This is a genomic window from Ectobacillus polymachus, from assembly GCF_048159605.1.
Taxonomy (GTDB): domain Bacteria; phylum Bacillota; class Bacilli; order Bacillales; family Bacillaceae_G; genus Ectobacillus; species Ectobacillus polymachus.
Genome location: NZ_JBLREB010000004.1, coordinates 127,728 through 145,204, shown reverse-complemented (window position 1 = coordinate 145,204; position 17,477 = coordinate 127,728). Strand labels below are relative to the sequence as shown.

The 17,477-nt window shown below is 38.5% G+C and carries 14 protein-coding genes; 3 read left to right on the top strand and 11 right to left on the bottom strand.

All coding sequences use genetic code 11. The features are described from left to right. Positions 1-92: 92 nt before the first annotated feature. A complete protein-coding gene (locus ACM5BR_RS15795; protein WP_416828967.1) occupies positions 93-740 on the bottom strand; it encodes a hypothetical protein in 648 nt (215 codons plus the stop codon). Positions 741-1,050: 310 nt separating this feature from the next. On the opposite strand from ACM5BR_RS15795, the gene ACM5BR_RS15790 reads away from it, so the two are divergent. From ACM5BR_RS15790 to ACM5BR_RS15780, 3 genes are all read left to right on the top strand, one after another. Then, positions 1,051-2,364 (top strand): alkaline phosphatase family protein, encoded by a 1,314-nt coding sequence (locus tag ACM5BR_RS15790; RefSeq protein WP_416829062.1) that lies wholly within the window; start codon positions 1,051-1,053, stop codon positions 2,362-2,364. A 330-nt stretch (positions 2,365-2,694) separates the two neighbouring features. Beyond that, positions 2,695-3,942 (top strand): RNA-guided endonuclease IscB, encoded by a 1,248-nt coding sequence (gene iscB, locus ACM5BR_RS15785; RefSeq protein WP_416828966.1) that lies wholly within the window; start codon positions 2,695-2,697, stop codon positions 3,940-3,942. Between the two features lie 98 nt (positions 3,943-4,040). Next, a complete protein-coding gene (locus tag ACM5BR_RS15780) occupies positions 4,041-5,318 on the top strand; it encodes an MFS transporter (protein ID WP_416828965.1) in 1,278 nt (425 codons plus the stop codon). A gap of 127 nt (positions 5,319-5,445) precedes the next feature. Here ACM5BR_RS15780 and ACM5BR_RS15775 read toward each other — a convergent pair whose 3' ends face one another. The 10 genes from ACM5BR_RS15775 to glnA form a co-directional block, all read right to left on the bottom strand. Further along, entirely contained in the window at positions 5,446-6,030 is a 585-nt protein-coding gene (locus ACM5BR_RS15775) for a TetR/AcrR family transcriptional regulator (protein ID WP_416828964.1), read from the bottom strand. 157 nt (positions 6,031-6,187) lie between these two features. Next, complete coding sequence (locus ACM5BR_RS15770) at positions 6,188-6,781, bottom strand: hypothetical protein (protein WP_416828963.1); 594 nt, start codon at positions 6,779-6,781, stop codon at positions 6,188-6,190. A gap of 165 nt (positions 6,782-6,946) precedes the next feature. After that, a complete protein-coding gene (locus ACM5BR_RS15765) occupies positions 6,947-8,656 on the bottom strand; it encodes a nuclease domain-containing protein (protein WP_416828962.1) in 1,710 nt (569 codons plus the stop codon). Beyond that, entirely contained in the window at positions 8,640-10,571 is a 1,932-nt protein-coding gene (locus tag ACM5BR_RS15760; protein ID WP_416828961.1) for an McrB family protein, read from the bottom strand. Before ACM5BR_RS15760 ends, ACM5BR_RS15765 begins: the two co-directional genes overlap by 17 nt. Then, positions 10,568-10,882: a hypothetical protein gene (locus tag ACM5BR_RS15755; protein ID WP_416828960.1), complete on the bottom strand. Its 315-nt coding sequence runs from the start codon at positions 10,880-10,882 to the stop codon at positions 10,568-10,570. Before ACM5BR_RS15755 ends, ACM5BR_RS15760 begins: the two co-directional genes overlap by 4 nt. A gap of 1,050 nt (positions 10,883-11,932) precedes the next feature. Next, a complete protein-coding gene (locus ACM5BR_RS15750) occupies positions 11,933-13,165 on the bottom strand; it encodes an aminopeptidase (RefSeq protein ID WP_416828959.1) in 1,233 nt (410 codons plus the stop codon). A 151-nt stretch (positions 13,166-13,316) separates the two neighbouring features. Next, complete coding sequence (thiE, locus tag ACM5BR_RS15745) at positions 13,317-13,964, bottom strand: thiamine phosphate synthase (RefSeq protein ID WP_416828958.1); 648 nt, start codon at positions 13,962-13,964, stop codon at positions 13,317-13,319. A 1-nt stretch (position 13,965) separates the two neighbouring features. After that, complete coding sequence (thiD, locus tag ACM5BR_RS15740; protein ID WP_416828957.1) at positions 13,966-14,763, bottom strand: bifunctional hydroxymethylpyrimidine kinase/phosphomethylpyrimidine kinase; 798 nt, start codon at positions 14,761-14,763, stop codon at positions 13,966-13,968. Between the two features lie 11 nt (positions 14,764-14,774). Beyond that, entirely contained in the window at positions 14,775-15,575 is an 801-nt protein-coding gene (gene thiM / locus ACM5BR_RS15735) for a hydroxyethylthiazole kinase (protein ID WP_416828956.1), read from the bottom strand. Between the two features lie 373 nt (positions 15,576-15,948). Next, entirely contained in the window at positions 15,949-17,310 is a 1,362-nt protein-coding gene (gene glnA / locus ACM5BR_RS15730; protein ID WP_416828955.1) for a type I glutamate--ammonia ligase, read from the bottom strand. Positions 17,311-17,477: the final 167 nt, after the last annotated feature.

The window sequence follows — 17,477 nt, the reverse complement described above, 5'->3', positions numbered from 1 at the left end:
TTCTGATACAAAAATAGAAGAGAGACCTCTATAGTCTCTCTTCTATTTTAACTCATTTATAAAGCCCTGTTTAGAGTAAACAAAGATTATTTTCAAGTACAATTATATCTATTTTTTTCTAAAACAAAAGACTTTAATTTGTCTTTAATAGAAAGCAAATCATCTTCGTCCTTTTCTACATTTCGAAATTGAATTCCTTCAAAAATTGTTTCCGTTTGTAGAACATCCTCCCCTGCCTTATTACTTAAAGTGTTAGACAGCAAATCATATCTTACATCTTCTGTACGGTCAGAGGAAAAATCTCCGCTTGTCCTTGTATCTGATTCCATACCTTTTTTTTCATATTCACCTAATGATAGAAGATGTCGTGTTAATTGAGGATTACTTATGTTTGCTCCGTATACATTTTGTAGTTTTTGAAAAGACATAGCTGATAAGAATGAAGAGCCAGCCGTATGAAACGCTTCCAAATTAACAAATTCTTCATCCAGCAGCCGTAGCTCATTCGCTGTTTCCGAAAGAAAACTAGCTTGCTCTTCTAAAACCTCAACAAGCATTTGAGAAATTTCATTCCATTTATTCCTACTCTGTATCAATTTCTCTCTTTCTATCTGTTCAAACGACAATCGATCTAGAAAACCAGAAAATTCCCCTATTAGCTGTTCAAAGCTACGTACCGTGTCTTGAATTGTCTGACTCACTTGCTCCATCGATTGCGGATATACAGTCATTCGTCCCAAATTCACTTCTCTCCTATCGTAAGGGCTTGTTGCTATACGTACAAAAGCACTAGTATTACCAATTATACATTACGAAAAATAATAACAACAATACATTTTCTAACACAGGATACAAAGTAGTAAAAATCTAATCTACTTTTATCCTGCTATTTTATTACAAGGATTACTCCTTTACTAAAACTACATATTTGAGACGTTTTTTTACTTTTATGATAGATTTTATTTACTTTTGTGAAAATATTGTAAATGCATACCTTTCCTCTACATATCGTATTACAATCTTACTAGCTTACAAGTAAGGAGGATTTCTATTATGCAACCTGCAACAAAACATCTACTTGTTCTCTCATTTGATTGTCTGTCTTCATTAGACTTTCCACTTTTGCAGGAGCTTCCACATTTTCATACACTCCTTCAAAAAGGAGCCTATTCCAAAAAGGTAGAAGCTATATATCCTTCTGTAACGTATCCGTCTCATGCAACGATTGTAACTGGTAATTATCCATCACGCCACGGTATTACAAACAACACATTATTACAGCCAGGGCGGTTATCTCCCGATTGGCATTGGCACCGTCGTCACATCCAAGGAACGACAATCTATGATGAGGCAAAGCGAGCAGGACTAAAAACAGCTGCCCTTCTGTGGCCAGTGACAGCGAGAGCAGACATTCATTATCATATGCCAGAAATCTTCCCCAATCGCCCTTGGCACACGCAAGTTCTTGTATCTCTTCTTAATGGAAGCCCCTTCTATCAGTTGGATATGAATCGGCGATTTGGCCATTTACGAAAAGGCTTAAGTCAACCAGAACTAGATGACTTCGTGCTTGAAGCAGCTATTCATACAATAAAAACGAAAAAACCAAATCTTACGCTTGTTCATTTTACCGACTTAGATACGCAAAGGCATATGTATGGATTCTCATCTAAGCAAGCCATCCAAGCGATCCATCGTCATGATAATCGTCTTGGCAAACTGATGCGTGCATTAAAAGAAAGTAACCTTTCAGACGACAGCACAATCATTGTATTAGGAGATCATAGCGCATTAGATGAAACAACCGCTCTACATCTGAATGTTCTTCTTTATGAACAGAATTTCATTACAGTCGATGCACGCGGGAATGTAACGGATTGGAAGGCATACTGCAAAAGCTGTGATGGATCAGCATATATCTACCTGAAAGACAAATATGATGATGAAACAAAAGAAAAGGTATCCCGTATGGTCACAACTTTACTTGCCGATTCTTCTAGCGGAATTGAATTTGTACTAAATAGTGAGGAGGCAAAAATGCGCGGAGCAGACGGGAACTGTCTATTTATGCTTGAGGCAAAAAAAGGCTATTATTTTCTGGAGGATTGGATTGGATCGTATAAACTACGTATTACTCCTGAAGATACGAAAGCTGACAAAAAATATACCCTTGCCACTCATGGCTATTCTCCGACAAAGGACAATTACACAACCATTTTCATAGCGGCAGGTAAAGGAATTCGTCAAGGTGCTATTATTCCTTTTATGCGTCTCATTGATGAAGGACCTACAATGGCTGCCCTCCTCGGCTTAGATTTAGGTGATACAGACGGAACATGTATAGCGGCTATGCTGCAATTATAATAGTTTGTAAAATATGTATTAATTTTCATCCATTACTCACTATTACCAAGTAAGGTTCCTGTACAATTACCGTCAACTACCCACCACTTAAACGCTAACACGTTTTGAAGTGAGGGCTTGTAAAAAGCTCTGGTTGTCTAGTCTTTGTCTTTTGTAGACTCCGTTCGTAGGTTGCATACCCAAGAATGATTCCCTAGTTCTTGGCTCTATGGTAGCTCTGTAACAGTTCTGATTGGGAAGGAACGGTCAACCACAAGCCTTCTTATATAAGAAGTTGCCAACATCTACAAACATTGGCGAAGGGAAACAAACTCTTAGGAGGGACAAAACATGCGTGTATTTGTCAAGAATGTAAGAGGAGAACCGCTTATGCCCTGCAGTCCTCGCAAGGCTCGGCTTCTTCTCAAACAAGGAAAAGCAAAGATTGTGGGATACACACCATTTATCATTCAGCTCCAATATGCTACTGGAGAAACAGTACAACCAGTTACAATCGGCGTTGATAGTGGCGCAAAGTATGTAGGCGTTGCGATTACAACAGAAGAAAAAGTACTTGCGAAAGGAACCATTGCGTTACGCCAAGACGTCAAAGAGAACCTGTTCCTTAGAGCTACATTACGTAGAAGTCGAAGACAACGTAAAACCCGCTACCGAAAAGCACGTTTTCTGAACCGAAAAAAGAAAGAAGGCTGGCTCCCACCCTCCATTCAAAGTCGAATCGACAATGTTATTCATTGGATAGAGAAATTCAAATTCCTCTTACCATCTCCAAAAGTCATTGTCGAAGTAGGAAAATTTGATGCGCAAAAACTAAAAAACCCTAATATACAAGGAATCGAATATCAACAAGGAGATGCCTTTGGCTTTTGGAATGCAAGATATTACGTATTTGCGAGAGATAACTATACGTGTCAAATTTGCAAGAAAAAAGGTGGTATCATGCATACGCATCATATCATTGAACGATGCAACGGCGGCTCTGATATGGCAGATAACCTTGTAACAGTGCATGATGAATGTCATCAAAAATTTCATCAAGGGAAAATCAAACACAGTTTCAAGAAAGTCAAACAATATAAAGAAACTGCTTTTATGAATATATTGCGGCTACATATTATGAATCGTTTAGATTGTGAGATTACGTATGGCAGTTGCACAACACCAAAGAGAAAAGAACTTGGATTAGCCAAAACGCATGCAAATGATGCCATTGCGATTACCAATCCAATACAACTACAAGAATACGATCAAAGCGGTGAATTTTTCATCAAGCAATTTAGAAAGAAAAAACGCTCTCTTCATGAAGCAACCGCAAGAAGAGGGAGAAAAACGAAAAATACAAGTGCAAAACGGAACAATAAAAATACACCGCATGTAGATAAAATCTATTTAGGAGATAAAGTCAAGGTATTTGGGCAAGTAGGTTTTGTGACGGGGTTTACAGGGAAAATGGTATACGTACAAGATATACATGGACACTATGTACAAAATCCTGATAAATCTTATAAACAAGTGAAGATATCAGATATAGAACGTATACACCATACGAACAATTGGCAGTTCTTAGAAATCAGTTAGGCTATACCTAACCGAAATTCATCCCCACCTTACCGCTGGGCTCTTGAAGATGGGGACTTCTTTCGGAAATACATTAAAACCTTAGGGAGGATCATCGCATGAAAGGGATTACGAAGAAAGAAAAGAGCTGGATCTTTTATGATTGGGCAAATTCTGCTTATTCGCTTATCATTACTACCGCAGTATTTCCTATCTATTTTAAAGCAGCTGCAAATAATGCAGGCCTAGCTTCAGCAACATCAACGGCGTACTGGGGCTATGCGAACTCACTTGCTACTTTTCTCATTTCACTGCTTGCACCAATCTTAGGAACAATCGCAGACTATAAAGACTTTAAGAAGAGATTTTTCACTTTCTTTTTTGCACTCGGTATTATTTTTACAGCTATGCTTGCTATTGTTCCGCATAATCAATGGCTGTTGCTATTAATATGCTATATGCTCACAGTTGTAGGATTTGCAGGAGCTAATATTTTTTATGATGCATTTCTTATTGATGTTACTACCGATGAACGGATGAACCGAACTTCAACAAGAGGCTATGCCTACGGATACATTGGAAGTACAATCCCATTCATTATCGCAATTGCTATTATCATTCTTGCACAAAACAATATACTCCCGTTATCTGCCACAGTCGCAAGTCAAATTGCGTTTTCTATTACTGCCCTTTGGTGGGGGCTCTTTACTATTCCCTTGCTGCGTAACGTCACACAAAACTACTATATTGAACATGAACCGAATCCGATTGGAAACAGCTTTAAACGTTTGTTCCAAGCCTTCCTTAATATTAAAAAACATAGAATCGTCTTTCTATTTTTACTCTCATACTTCTTCTACATTGATGGTGTTGATACGATTATAACGATGTCTACCGCTTACGGAACAGACCTAGGTATTAGTAGTACAAACTTGCTTATTATTCTATTTGTCACCCAAATCGTTGCCGCTCCATTTTCTCTCCTGTATGGAAAATTAGCTGAAAAATTCTCAGGAAGAACTATGCTCCTAGTGGGAATTGTTATGTATGTCATCATTTGTACATACGCCTATTTCTTAAAAACAACCCTCGATTTCTGGATCTTGGCTATGCTTGTAGCTAGCTCGCAAGGTGGGATTCAAGCACTGAGCCGTTCTTATTTTGCTCGAATCGTACCAAGAGAATCAGCAAACGAATTTTTCGGATTCTATAATATCTTCGGCAAATTCGCAGCAATTATGGGGCCTTTTCTCGTAGGTGTCACCGCGCAGGCAACTGGAAAAACAAATGCAGGAGTACTTAGCATCGTCATCCTCTTCATTATTGGAGGTGTCATTTTAACAAAGGTTCCTAAACAGAAGGAAATCACATCTGCTACCAATGCTGAAACGATGTAACATGTTACATGAAATTCTTAACAACAAGTAAAAAAGACGTGCAAGCGATGAATTTTTTGCACGTCTTTTTGCTCTTTATAGATTAGCCTAGACTTCTTCTATGTATTTGTATTCTTTTCTATGTATTCTAGTATCGATTTAACAAGCCATTGAATAACATTCCAAATGAGATTTTCACACGTTCTTGCAGACTATAATCCTCCCCATTCATACACCATGTCATAAGGATTCCAAAATATTGCTGACATGCTAGCTGCGCCATCGTGTTGGATGATAGCAATGTGTTGAATTCCCCAGACCTTTGTCCTTTCTCAAACAGCTCCTCTAGCACTCCCACAATCTGTTCAATGCTACACTCAGTCTGACGAAAAACCGGATTCATAAGTGAGAATTGTAATAACATTTGTAGTGATACTTGACTATGCTGAATGTTGTTTGAAAGATCAACAAACAATTGTATGATAGAAGGTGTCAACGCACCCTTCCCCTTGGTTAACATTTGCATATGTTCTCGAATGAATTGTATCTGTTGTTTAATGATAAACTGGATAATTTCTTCCTTCGATTGAAAATATTGCAATGCTTCTGCTTTGAAAATTCCTGAGGCCTCTACAATATCATCTAATGTCGTTTCAAATCCTTTTGTAGAAAATAAAACAATTGCTGCTTCAACAATTGTAGTTTCAATGTGTTTCTCCATTTGCTGTTGCACTGCATTCTCCCCTTGTGAGTAAATTACAGTTTAATTGATGAATTGACTTATCCTTATCAAGTGTAACATATATTCTCCTTGCTTTTGATGACATACTAAAAGACATAGAGAAAAAATAGTTAACATGAAAAAAGAAGGGGTGTGCCCCCTTCTTTTTTTACTTTATTTCACCACTTGGCGTGGCAGAGGATGTCTGTGCATTGGTAGAATTCTGTTTTTCTTGGTCTATCATCTGCCACAGCTGATTTGCCTGTTTTGCAATTGCTTTAATTTGTTCACTTTGGGACGCTGTGTTAGAAAGTTCTTTCAGAATAGCTTCCGCTTCCTCATATTTCTTTTCATTAGCTAATGCCTGTGCTTTCATCAGCTTATCTTGCATTTCCTTTTGCTGTGAATTCCACTGATTTACTTTGGTTATCATTCGATTTGCTTTCTCCTTCAGTATCTCAATATACTCAGAAGAATCTTTCGCATTTACAATTTGCTCTGCAGCCGCTACGGCACCATTATAATCTCCTTGCTCAATAGCTTGAACACTGTTTTGTATATGCTTCGTTTCATCGATATATGTTTTTACTTCTGCTGTAGAATGTTCTTTTTCTGCTTCCATCAAGTGAGTAAGCGCATTTCCGTACTGATCCTCTTGTAATGCTTTCATAGCAGAATGAATTTCTTTATCATATTTCGTTATGCTACAAGCAGAGACAGATAGAAGGGATACTATGCATACTAGGATTGCTACTTTTTTCATTCGACGCTCCTTACCATTCTCTGTTTTCACGAATGTGGTTCACTTTTTTTCATGTTAATGTTACCACATTAAAAACACGAATGAGCCGCACTATACTTTGAAAATCTTAGAATGGAGCTAGGATTTTTAAGAGTATAATTCCTGTTTCCCTTCTATCCCTATCCTTTACACGGTCAATAACGATAACACATTTTGTTTATTCACTAATTCTGTAATGGCTATTGTAAGATTTTCTGCAATATGCTCGGTGCTATATGTTGGACTAAGTTGGACTATGCGAAGATCGTGATTTTCCAACTTTTTTGCTACAGGGTATTCCTTATGGACATTAGGATGAATCGCCCATACTTCATGAACAGGCCTAACATACCTTGCCTCTCTTGTGCCAAATAAATAATTAGATTTACATGACAATGCATACTGCGAAAGCTTACGCATTGTTGCTGTTTTGTACTTTACCCTCGTGACGTCCCATATATGGTGAAGAGGCCGATATTTAAAATCGAACAATAAACTGCCCATATAAACTGCTTCTAAATATATGTCCATACGCATATCGGGTCGATTGCTCGTGCTTTCCGTATAAAGTGGATAATCAGGAGATGTTTCTACCGCATCAAGTGGAATTTCTCCTTCATAGAAAAGATGAATCGTTATGGAATCCTTCTGTAAAATAATCTTTGTATTGCCTTCTAATGAAGGCAAGCCATAATTATCTTTTTCTCCTTCAGAATATAGCCAACCACTAACTGGTGTATAACACATCGTTTTCGTAAGAACTTGTAAAAATTGCAGGAAGCCCCAAATTTCATAAAGCTTATCCGTACGCTTAAAACGTATACTTCCCTCTTTCAACATATCCTGATTCTTTTTCCATTGCCGATACATTTTATAAACTGCACGATATCTGGCATCTGTATGGAGGTGATACGGTAGAATTGATGTACTATAGTCTTCCAGTTTTGAAAACCAAGGTGCGGATTGAAGATGCAGCAATGCATGTAACAGACGTTTCATCATGACTTGCGAGGATCTAAGAAACGATGACTCTTCTTTCATCTCTTGTGAAAATTCAATGCGTTCCAAATAGATATCACCCATTCGTTTCATCTGAAGTAATTCACGCTGGAGGAACCGTACCATTTGTTTTAAGTAGCGATTTTCTGGAAGATTATAATCCCACTTAAGAGCAGAAGATGGTCGTCTACTTTTCGTATAGACTTGCTGCTTACGGATACGTTCTATAGGTATTGTTCTCTCTGTAGAAACGAATCCAACCTCTTTTTTAATTGAATGGTTTACATGTGTAGTTAAATCAGTTAATGCAGCAAGAACATGCTTTAAATGGTTTTCTACAATGGAATAATTCATCATGTACGAACGTGATACGTCCATACTGAACTTAGGGAGGACTAGATCTGTTTGTTGAACCCGTTCGTACGCTAGTCCTTTCAGAAATCCTTCAATTTCTTCCTTCATAATCTGCAGTTGACTTGTAGTAATTTGCTTAGGAAGAACACGTAGCATCGTATAATATGACGTCTCACAAACGACCCGAATACAATAATCGCCCGGAATAAGCGGGAATTGATCATAGGCAAAGAGCAGCCGTTTCTTATCAGAAGGAAGAAGATAGGGATCCGTATCTTCTTCAATCTCACCTTTATTTATTATGCATTCTAATCCCTCAATATAGAAACGACACGTTTCATTTTCACTTTGAAATAAAACATATACATCAATATTTTCACGAATTTCGATGCATGTATTCTCAGAGATATCAGATTCGTTCGTGGTAAACATAACTGTTTCTGCAGCGCGGCCTTGTTGCTCCAATTTCAGCGTAAACGGAACAGAATTAGTATACATAACCATAGTATTTTAACTCTTTAGCTTTTTGTTTTATTGCCTGCTTTGACTTTATAAATGGAGATAAATGATCATAGCGCTGCAAGATTAATAATAGCTTAGAATTGATGACTTCCTCACTCTGTTCATCGTACGTACCGATAAATGATTTCCATACTTCCTCCGATCCTCTTATTTTCGTTAATACTCGCTGCACAAATTGTAAATCTAATGCATCCGCGCGCGTTATATATTTTGTATTCGGTACGTTTTGGACGTAAGCATCCACTTGTCTTACAATTCGCGGACCGATTCCTGCTCTCGTATCAATATCATGCATCGCCTCATGCACTTCCCACAGCCACTCTAATTCTTCTTCAGATAGAATAGCAGAAGATGTACGGCTAAACTTTCGATAGGAATGATAATCCATTCTTTTATTCGTATGGAGCATACGACTTTCTTTGTTATTTTTATGAGAAGAAGTGTATTTCACAACTTCAAGTGTAATAACATTGGCACGATCCAATACCTTGTCAGAAAAATGAAAGGTAGATTCATCAACATTTACCGTCCCAACGAACATAACATTGTCGCCAATCGGAATACTAGGTGGATATTGCGAAGCATTATACAGCTTGTTCGCTACATTCTCATTATATAAACGAAGAATACGTTCCTCCTTCTCCATCTCTAAAACAGATAAAAACTGTGAAAAGTAATGCTCGACTCGTGCTAAATTCATTTCGTCAAACGCAATAATATAGAGCTTGGACGTGCGATTTTCCTCTTTCGCCGCGTCAATTAGCATATCAAGAAGTTTTGTATTGCTCGGTCTGTAAATCATATTAGTAAAATCAACATAACCGATTACATCTGAATCATCCGTCCAAGAAGGTCGAACTGGAATAAAGAGCATCTGCTGTTCATTATGAATGCCTAGTGCATCTGCATACGCATGAATAAGCCGTGATTTTCCAATTCCGCTCATTCCTTGTAAAATGACAAGATGAGAAGTCTTCATCGCAGCATGAAAATTTACTAGGTCTTTAGAAGAATAAAGGAGCCCAGATTGACTCGTTAGTTCAATAAAATGCTCGACAAACGAGTCTTCCTCAAGTTGCGACGGTGGAACTAGATTCTCTCGTTCCACGATAGCTGCAGCTGCTTCCTCTAAACCTTCATCTGGAAGAATAGACTCTAGCATTTGTCCATCCTTGAGTAGATCATCCATACTGCTATAAGAATGAATATTCATATACGATAACGAGTTAGATATTTCATATAACCCATCCTTCCAAGAATCTGGGAGCAATTCAATTTTTAATACTTTATCATATTGAAAACAAAATCCACCGTGTGCATACGAATGACTAGTGAAAGGCCCTATTACATAGGTTTTCTCCTCATCTTCCTTCCATAAAATAAATCTTGGTGATTCATTTGTATCCACTGAAAATTTTTCAATTTTACCAACGTGTTTCTTCATAATGATCCGTTTGCAAAATTCTTGAAACGTATAGCCATGCTTATTTTCACTAAACACTGGAACTGGCTCAAATCGATCATTACTTCGAAACGAATCTGCTTTTCGTACTAATTCCGTTTCTTTGGCTAAAAAAATATCTTGTGTAGCCGTTGCCTTTTTAGCAGGCCGAAATACAAATAAGTAATTATCTAAAAAACTTCGTAATTCCCTCTCTCGCTCATGATCGAGCATCTTTACTTGATCTTCAAACCCAAATCGTTGTAAATCTGTTGCATAACAAGCAAAATACGTCGCGTTTCCAATGTGATTCGGCTTAGTTGACACTTTTTTAATCCAAAATTGGACGGTATTCTGACTATTCACAAAAACACTTTTAGACTTATGAAATTCATTTTCAATTTCTTCATTGGTGGCAAGTACTCCTAAAAGACAAAAATCCCATTGTTTCATCATCGCAATCTCTCCCATTGTATAAATTGTTCAAGCGTATAAAACTCCTTGATCTGCTCAGGTCGAAGTGCTTTCTTCACGCTACGCAATACAGCAGGTGGCAACGAAAAACGCAATAGGCATACAAATTCATAGTCTGCAAATGTATGTGAATCTATCATCTTTACTTGATCTAATGAAAGAACGGGATACTCGGACAATTTTTGCTTCGGCACATCCCCGATAACAACATAGGAATGTAGGATTGCTTGCTGATCAGCAGCTATTTCAACCCCTATTTGCAATCTATGAATCTCCTCTTCACATTGCCGCATGATAACCTCATAATCATGAAGTGCTTTCTCTTTTTTCCCTAGNGTAGGATTGCTTGCTGATCAGCAGCTATTTCAACCCCTATTTGCAATCTATGAATCTCCTCTTCACATTGCCGCATGATAACCTCATAATCATGAAGTGCTTTCTCTTTTTTCCCTAGCTCTTCTTGTAAGCTTGCCACTACACTTCGTTGTGATGATAACTCATTATCCAATTCATTCTTGCTGTTCTCCATTTCTTCAATACTTCGTTTATATTTTTTTGCATCTCGTTCATATTTTTTCACTTCTTTATCTTTTTGTAGCAGCTCCTGCGACTTATTCGCCAACTGCTCCCCCATTTCACTTAGCCTTTTCTCTTGTTTTTTTATCTTTTCCTCGAATTGTTCAATCAATATTTGCATTTGTTGTAATCTATTATGCTCATTATCCAGAACTGTAATCGTTTTCATTTCTTTCGTCATTTTTTCATATATTTCTGTTGCAATCTGTGTATGCTCCTTATTTGTAGAACTCAATAAAACAGCTAGGATGTGTACGGCTTTATCACTATCCATACAAGACTCCATAAGCTCTTCCTTATTTCTTGCTATAACTGCATTCATTTCATTTTGAAAATAAAGTTTAACCTGTAAAATCTGTTGTGATTTCAGCAATTCTTTCATGCATTTTGTTCTTATATTTTTCATCATCGAAAGTTCTAGATTTCGGAAGCCTTTTATCTTTACACCGCAATGCTCGACTAAATTGTACAAATCCTCATCCTTCATTTCATGAAAAATCCACTTCCATATTTCTCTTTGCACACAAATTCCTCCTTAACTCACATAAATACTTGGTTACACCTCTCTCCCCCCTTTGATAGAAAAAATGCGTGCCTGACTAGGAACACGCTCGAAACACAACCTGCTTAACAAAAGTAATATTACTATTTTCTTTTCTTAGGTACGAAAATCCTACCAATTTATTTCCATTTCTGATAATATTTATCATGTTGTTAAATAAAAACAGGCCCCGAGTTATCTCTCGGGGCCTGTTTACTATTCGTTTTTAAAACGCCCAATTTCCATTACGGAAAATCGGTTCACGCTTTCCATCCTTTGTAATACCATCAATATTCATTTCAGCAGAGCCAATCATGAAGTCCTCATGTACGAGGCTACTGTTTGATCCGCGTGCAGCCAATTCATCTTCAGATATCGCTGTACCGTTTTTCAAATTAACAGGATATGCTTGGCCAAGGGCAATATGATTTGATGCATTTTCATCATAGAGCGTGTTATAGAAAATCAGACCAGATTGGGAAATCGGTGATTGATGAGGTACAAGTGCAACCTCTCCTAATCTGCTCGATCCTTTATCGGTCTCTAATAAATGTTTAAGTGTTTCATAGCCGGTTTCCGCTTGATAATCGATCACTTTGCCATTTTCGAATGTTAAAGAGAAATTATTGATTACATTACCTGCATAATTTAACGGTTTTGTACTACTTACTACACCGTTCACTCCATCTTTATGAGGCATCGTGAAAACCTCTTCCGTTGGCATATTCGGATTAAAGACCGTACCGCTTTGGCTTACGGCACCACCGCCAAGCCAAATATGATCATGCGCAAGATCAACTGTTAAATTTGTTCCTGGCGCTTCGTATACAAGCTGTTTGTATTGTTTTTCCGTTAGATAGGCAGCCTTATTCTTTAACGTTTCATTGTGTTCCTTCCATACCGCGATTGGATCTTCTTGATCGATACGATTAATCCGGAAAATTGCTCCCCAAAGTTTTTCTATTGCTTCTTCTTCTGATAAGTCTGGGAATATTTTCGCAGCTGATGCTTTTGTTGGAACAGTTACAATCGACCAACAAACTTTATCAGCCATTAACCCGCTGCGATAGGTTTGAAGTGCCGTATTAGCCGTTTTATTCGCTGTTGCGATGCGATCAGTTGGAATACCATTTAACAAATCAGGATTCGGCGTATATATATTTAGCACGCAGCCCCCGTTTTCAACGAGTTCCTCTAACCCTCTCGCCTTCCACATCGGATATTCTGTAAATGCTTGGTCTGGAGCATTCTCATATTTAATACGAGTTAGCTCATCGTCACTCCACTCCACGTATACATGTTTTGCTCCTTCAGCATACGCTTTCTTCGCAACTAAACGAGCAAATGGTGCTGCTTCTATAGGTGAATTGACATGTACTGTTTGATTCAGCTGTACGTTTACACCAACACGAACCGCAAGCTCAGCATACTTTTCTATTTTATCTTGAAAATTTGACATATCTCTACCTCCATATGTACAAAATGATGGAAACATAAGGAACAAATTAACAATCCTTTTGAATATTATAACAAACGATTGCGAAGAAAACGAACAGGACATTTCTATAAAAAAAGAAGGCGGTAATTCAATCCGCCTTCCTTTTTACACTTTACTTCTTCACAGCTTCTGCTAGCTGTTTTGCCGCCTCATAGGAGGAATCCGCTAAGCTGATAGCGGAAATAACTGACACACCATCTGCACCCGCTGCCATTACTTCATCGGCATTCCCTGCATGAATTCCGCCAATTCCAACAATCGGAGTATCCAGTCCGTTTTTCCGTATGATTTCAATCACTTCTGTACCTCGCACCGGCTCGGCATCATCCTTACTCTGTGTTGGAAAAATAGGCCCCACTCCAAAGTAATCAGCTCCATTTGCTATTGCCAGGTGAGCATCGTCTAAGCTATGAACAGAAACACCTAATATTTTATCGCCAATTCTTTTTCGAACATGTTTTGCATCTTCGTCTTTTTGTCCAATATGAACGCCATCTGCATCAATAGCAAGCGCCAAATCAACATCATCATTCACGATAAAAGGAATATGATTTTCCTTGCACAATGCTTGTATCCGTTTGGCAAGCTGCATTTTTTCCTGTCCTACGGCTGCATCTTTTCCCTTTTCACGAAATTGAAATAAGGTGATGCCTCCTCGAATTGCTTCCTCTACTACTTCTACAACATCATGTTTACAATTTGTACTTCCTGCAATAAAATACACGCGAAGCATATTCCGCAATGTCTTTGGATCTGTCATTTTATTTCCCTTCCTTGTAAGCCCAATGATTCGTTGGGCCGTGTCCGTGGCCAAGGCCGAGATTGTTTTCAATCGCAGCTTGAATGAAATCTTTAGCAATTTGAACAGCTTCTATAACTGTCTTACCTTGTGCAAGGCTCGCTGCTATAGCTGCTGCAAACGTACATCCTGTCCCGTGCGTATGCTTCGTCTCAATCTTCTTACTTGTAAAGTATGTAAATGATGAACCATCAAATAGCAAATCAATTGCTTCATCTTCTGCATCATCATGGCCGCCCTTAATCACAACATTCTTTACACCCATATCATAGAGCTTCCGTGCTGCAAGCTGCCGCTCATCCATCGTTGTTATCGTCATTCCCGTTATCGCCTCAGCTTCCGGAATATTTGGTGTTACCACCTTCGCTAACGGCAATAATTCCTCTTTTAGTGCCTTCATTGCTTCTTGCTGTAAAAGAGGAGCTCCTCCTTTGGCAATCATAACTGGATCGACAACAACCTGCTCCCAACCAAACTGACGAATTTTCTCTGCAACAACACGAATAATACTACTATCAAACAACATTCCCGTTTTTATTGCATCGACTCCAATATCACTAGCAACCGATTCAATTTGTTCTGCGACTGCTGATGGTGTCATAGGATAGACCCCTTGTACACCAAGTGTATTTTGTGCAGTTATGGCAGTTATAGCCGACATCCCAAACACCTTTAGCTCTTGAAACGTCTTTAAATCTGCTTGAATTCCAGCACCGCCGCCGCTATCTGATCCTGCAATCGTTAATGCTCTGTATGTCATTCTGATCCCCCTTACTTAATCTTTCCATATTTCATAACATCCTTATCCTGAACTTGAGAAAGCTGATTTAATAACTCGATTTGAAAGCTTCCAGGCTTCTCACCTGATATACTTACAGCTAACTCAGCCGCCACTTCATAGCTTACAAGTGCTGAAACAGCTGCAGATACATAATCCTCCCGTTCCACTGCTGCAAATGCCCCAATAACAGAAGTAAGTAAGCAGCCCGTTCCTGTTACCTTTGTTAAAATTGGATGACCATTTTGAATGGTATACGTATCTATACCGTTTGATACGACATCTTCTTTTCCCGTTATAACGACCGTCGTTTGGAGCTGCTTTGCTGCATACTGTGCTAATTCCATGACATTTAGGTCGCCTTCTCCGACATCTACTCCTTTGATGTTCCAGCTTTGCCCAACCACATTTGCAATTTCAGCCGCATTTCCGCGTAGCACCGCAATATCTAGCTCCTTTGCAAGAAGACGTGCCGTTTCCGTACGATATGGCGTTGCCCCTGCACCCACCGGATCGAAAATAACCGGCACATTTGCTTCATTAGCAGCTTTACCTGCAATCAACATGGACTCTACCTCGAGCGCATTTAGCGTTCCAATATTTAACACGAGCGCGCCTGCAATACGCGCCATATCCGCAACCTCTTCCTTGGCATACGCCATAACAGGAGATGCACCAAGTGCTAGTAATCCATTTGCTGTAAAGTTTGTCACCACAACGTTTGTAATATTATGGACCAGTGGACTTGCCTCACGTACCTTGTTCAATGCTGTTGCTACTTGCATTACATCCATACTTCTTCATCCCTTCAAAAAAATTCCTGCCCACCAACGTAAAAAAACACTCTGCGTACGCAAAGTGTTTTGAATAGACTCAATTCACGATCCCTACGCTGGCATTATCCAACAGGTTCAAGCGGTCTACGACAGAATAGTCATACTCTCAGCCCACTTCCGCAGGCTCCCGAAACTATATTCGTTTATTCCTATTCTAGGAAACAATGTAACAAGCTCTTTGTCGCCTATGAACCGATTACATTCTAGTAAAGTGTACTCGTAAGTTCTGAAAATTTCAAGAAAATAGAGCCATTTGAAAATCATATCCCTCTATGACAATCTGCATACAAAAAAGCGCCTGCTTACAGGCGCTTTCCATATTCTAGTACGATTAGAATTTTTCTTGATAGTTTTCGAGTTCCCAAGTATGAACAGATGTACGATAGCTATCCCATTCTGCTTTTTTCACAGCTACGTATTCTCTAAATACATGTTCGCCTAATGTTGCTTTACCAATTTCACCACTTTCAAGTGCTGCAATAGCACCCTCTAGGCTACCAGGTAAATTATCAATTCCTAATTCTGCACGTTTTTCTTCGCTCATGTGGAAGATATCTGCATCAATTGGCGCTGGAGCAGTTAAGCCTTTTTCAATTCCGTCTAGACCGGCAGCTGCAACTACTGCATATGCAAGATATGGATTTGCAGATGGATCTGGGCAACGAAGTTCAACACGAGTAGCTACGCCGCGTTTAGCAGGAATACGAATTAATGCAGAACGGTTAGATGCTGACCATGCAATGTAGCAAGGTGCTTCATAACCAGGTACAAGACGTTTATAAGAGTTTACTAGCGGGTTCGTTACAGCTACAAAGCTCTTTACATTTGATAAAACACCAGCGATAAATGAGTAAGCTTCTTTTGATAATTGTGCTTCATCACTAGGATCGAAGAATATATTTTCTCCATCTTTAAAGAAGGACATATTTACGTGCATACCAGAACCGTTAATGCCAAATACCGGTTTTGGCATAAATGTAGCATGCATACCAAACTGACTTGCAATCGTTTTTACTACCCATTTATATGTTGTTGCATTATCAGCTGCACGTAATACATCTGCATATTTGAAGCCAATTTCATGTTGACCTACTGCCACTTCATGGTGAGATACTTCAATTTTGAAGCCCATAGCTTTTAGCGCACGATAAATTTCTAAACGAACGCGTTCACCAAGATCTTTCGGAGAAGTTTCAAAGTAACCGCCGTTGTCTTGCGTAACAGAAGTTGCTTTGCCGCTTTCATCTTTTTGAAATAAGAAGAATTCAAGTTCAGGTCCAACAGAAATGGAATACCCTTTTTCAGCAGCTTTGTCGACCGTATGCTGTAAAACGTTACGAGTATCACCAGCAAATAAAGTACCGTCCGGGTTTTTCGCACTACAGATGAAACGAGCTTCTGAATATCCTTCTTCTACCGTCCAAGGAATAACTGCAAATGTCGTTAAATCTGGTTCTAAATATAAATCTGAACGATTAATTGGAGAAAAACCTGTAATAGAAGAACCATCAAACATAATCTTTCCTTCTACTACATCATCTAATTGTTCTGCCGTTACCGTTACTTGTTTTAAAATTCCTTCCATATCTACAAATTGTAAATGAAGAAGCTCAACGCTCTTCGATTCAATGATTTCCTTAATTTCATCAACAATAGTACCTTCTGTAGCTCCAGTTACATATAACAGTGCCATGATATGAAACCTCCCATTTTCGCGTCAACTTATATAACATAGTTATATTATAGACGATTTATTTTATATTTTACAATACATTTCTGTGACTTTTTTTCAGAATCTTCGGTATTTGTTGTCCAATCATCAAAAATACGATTGAAACCGTTTTCAAAAGCAACAAAAAA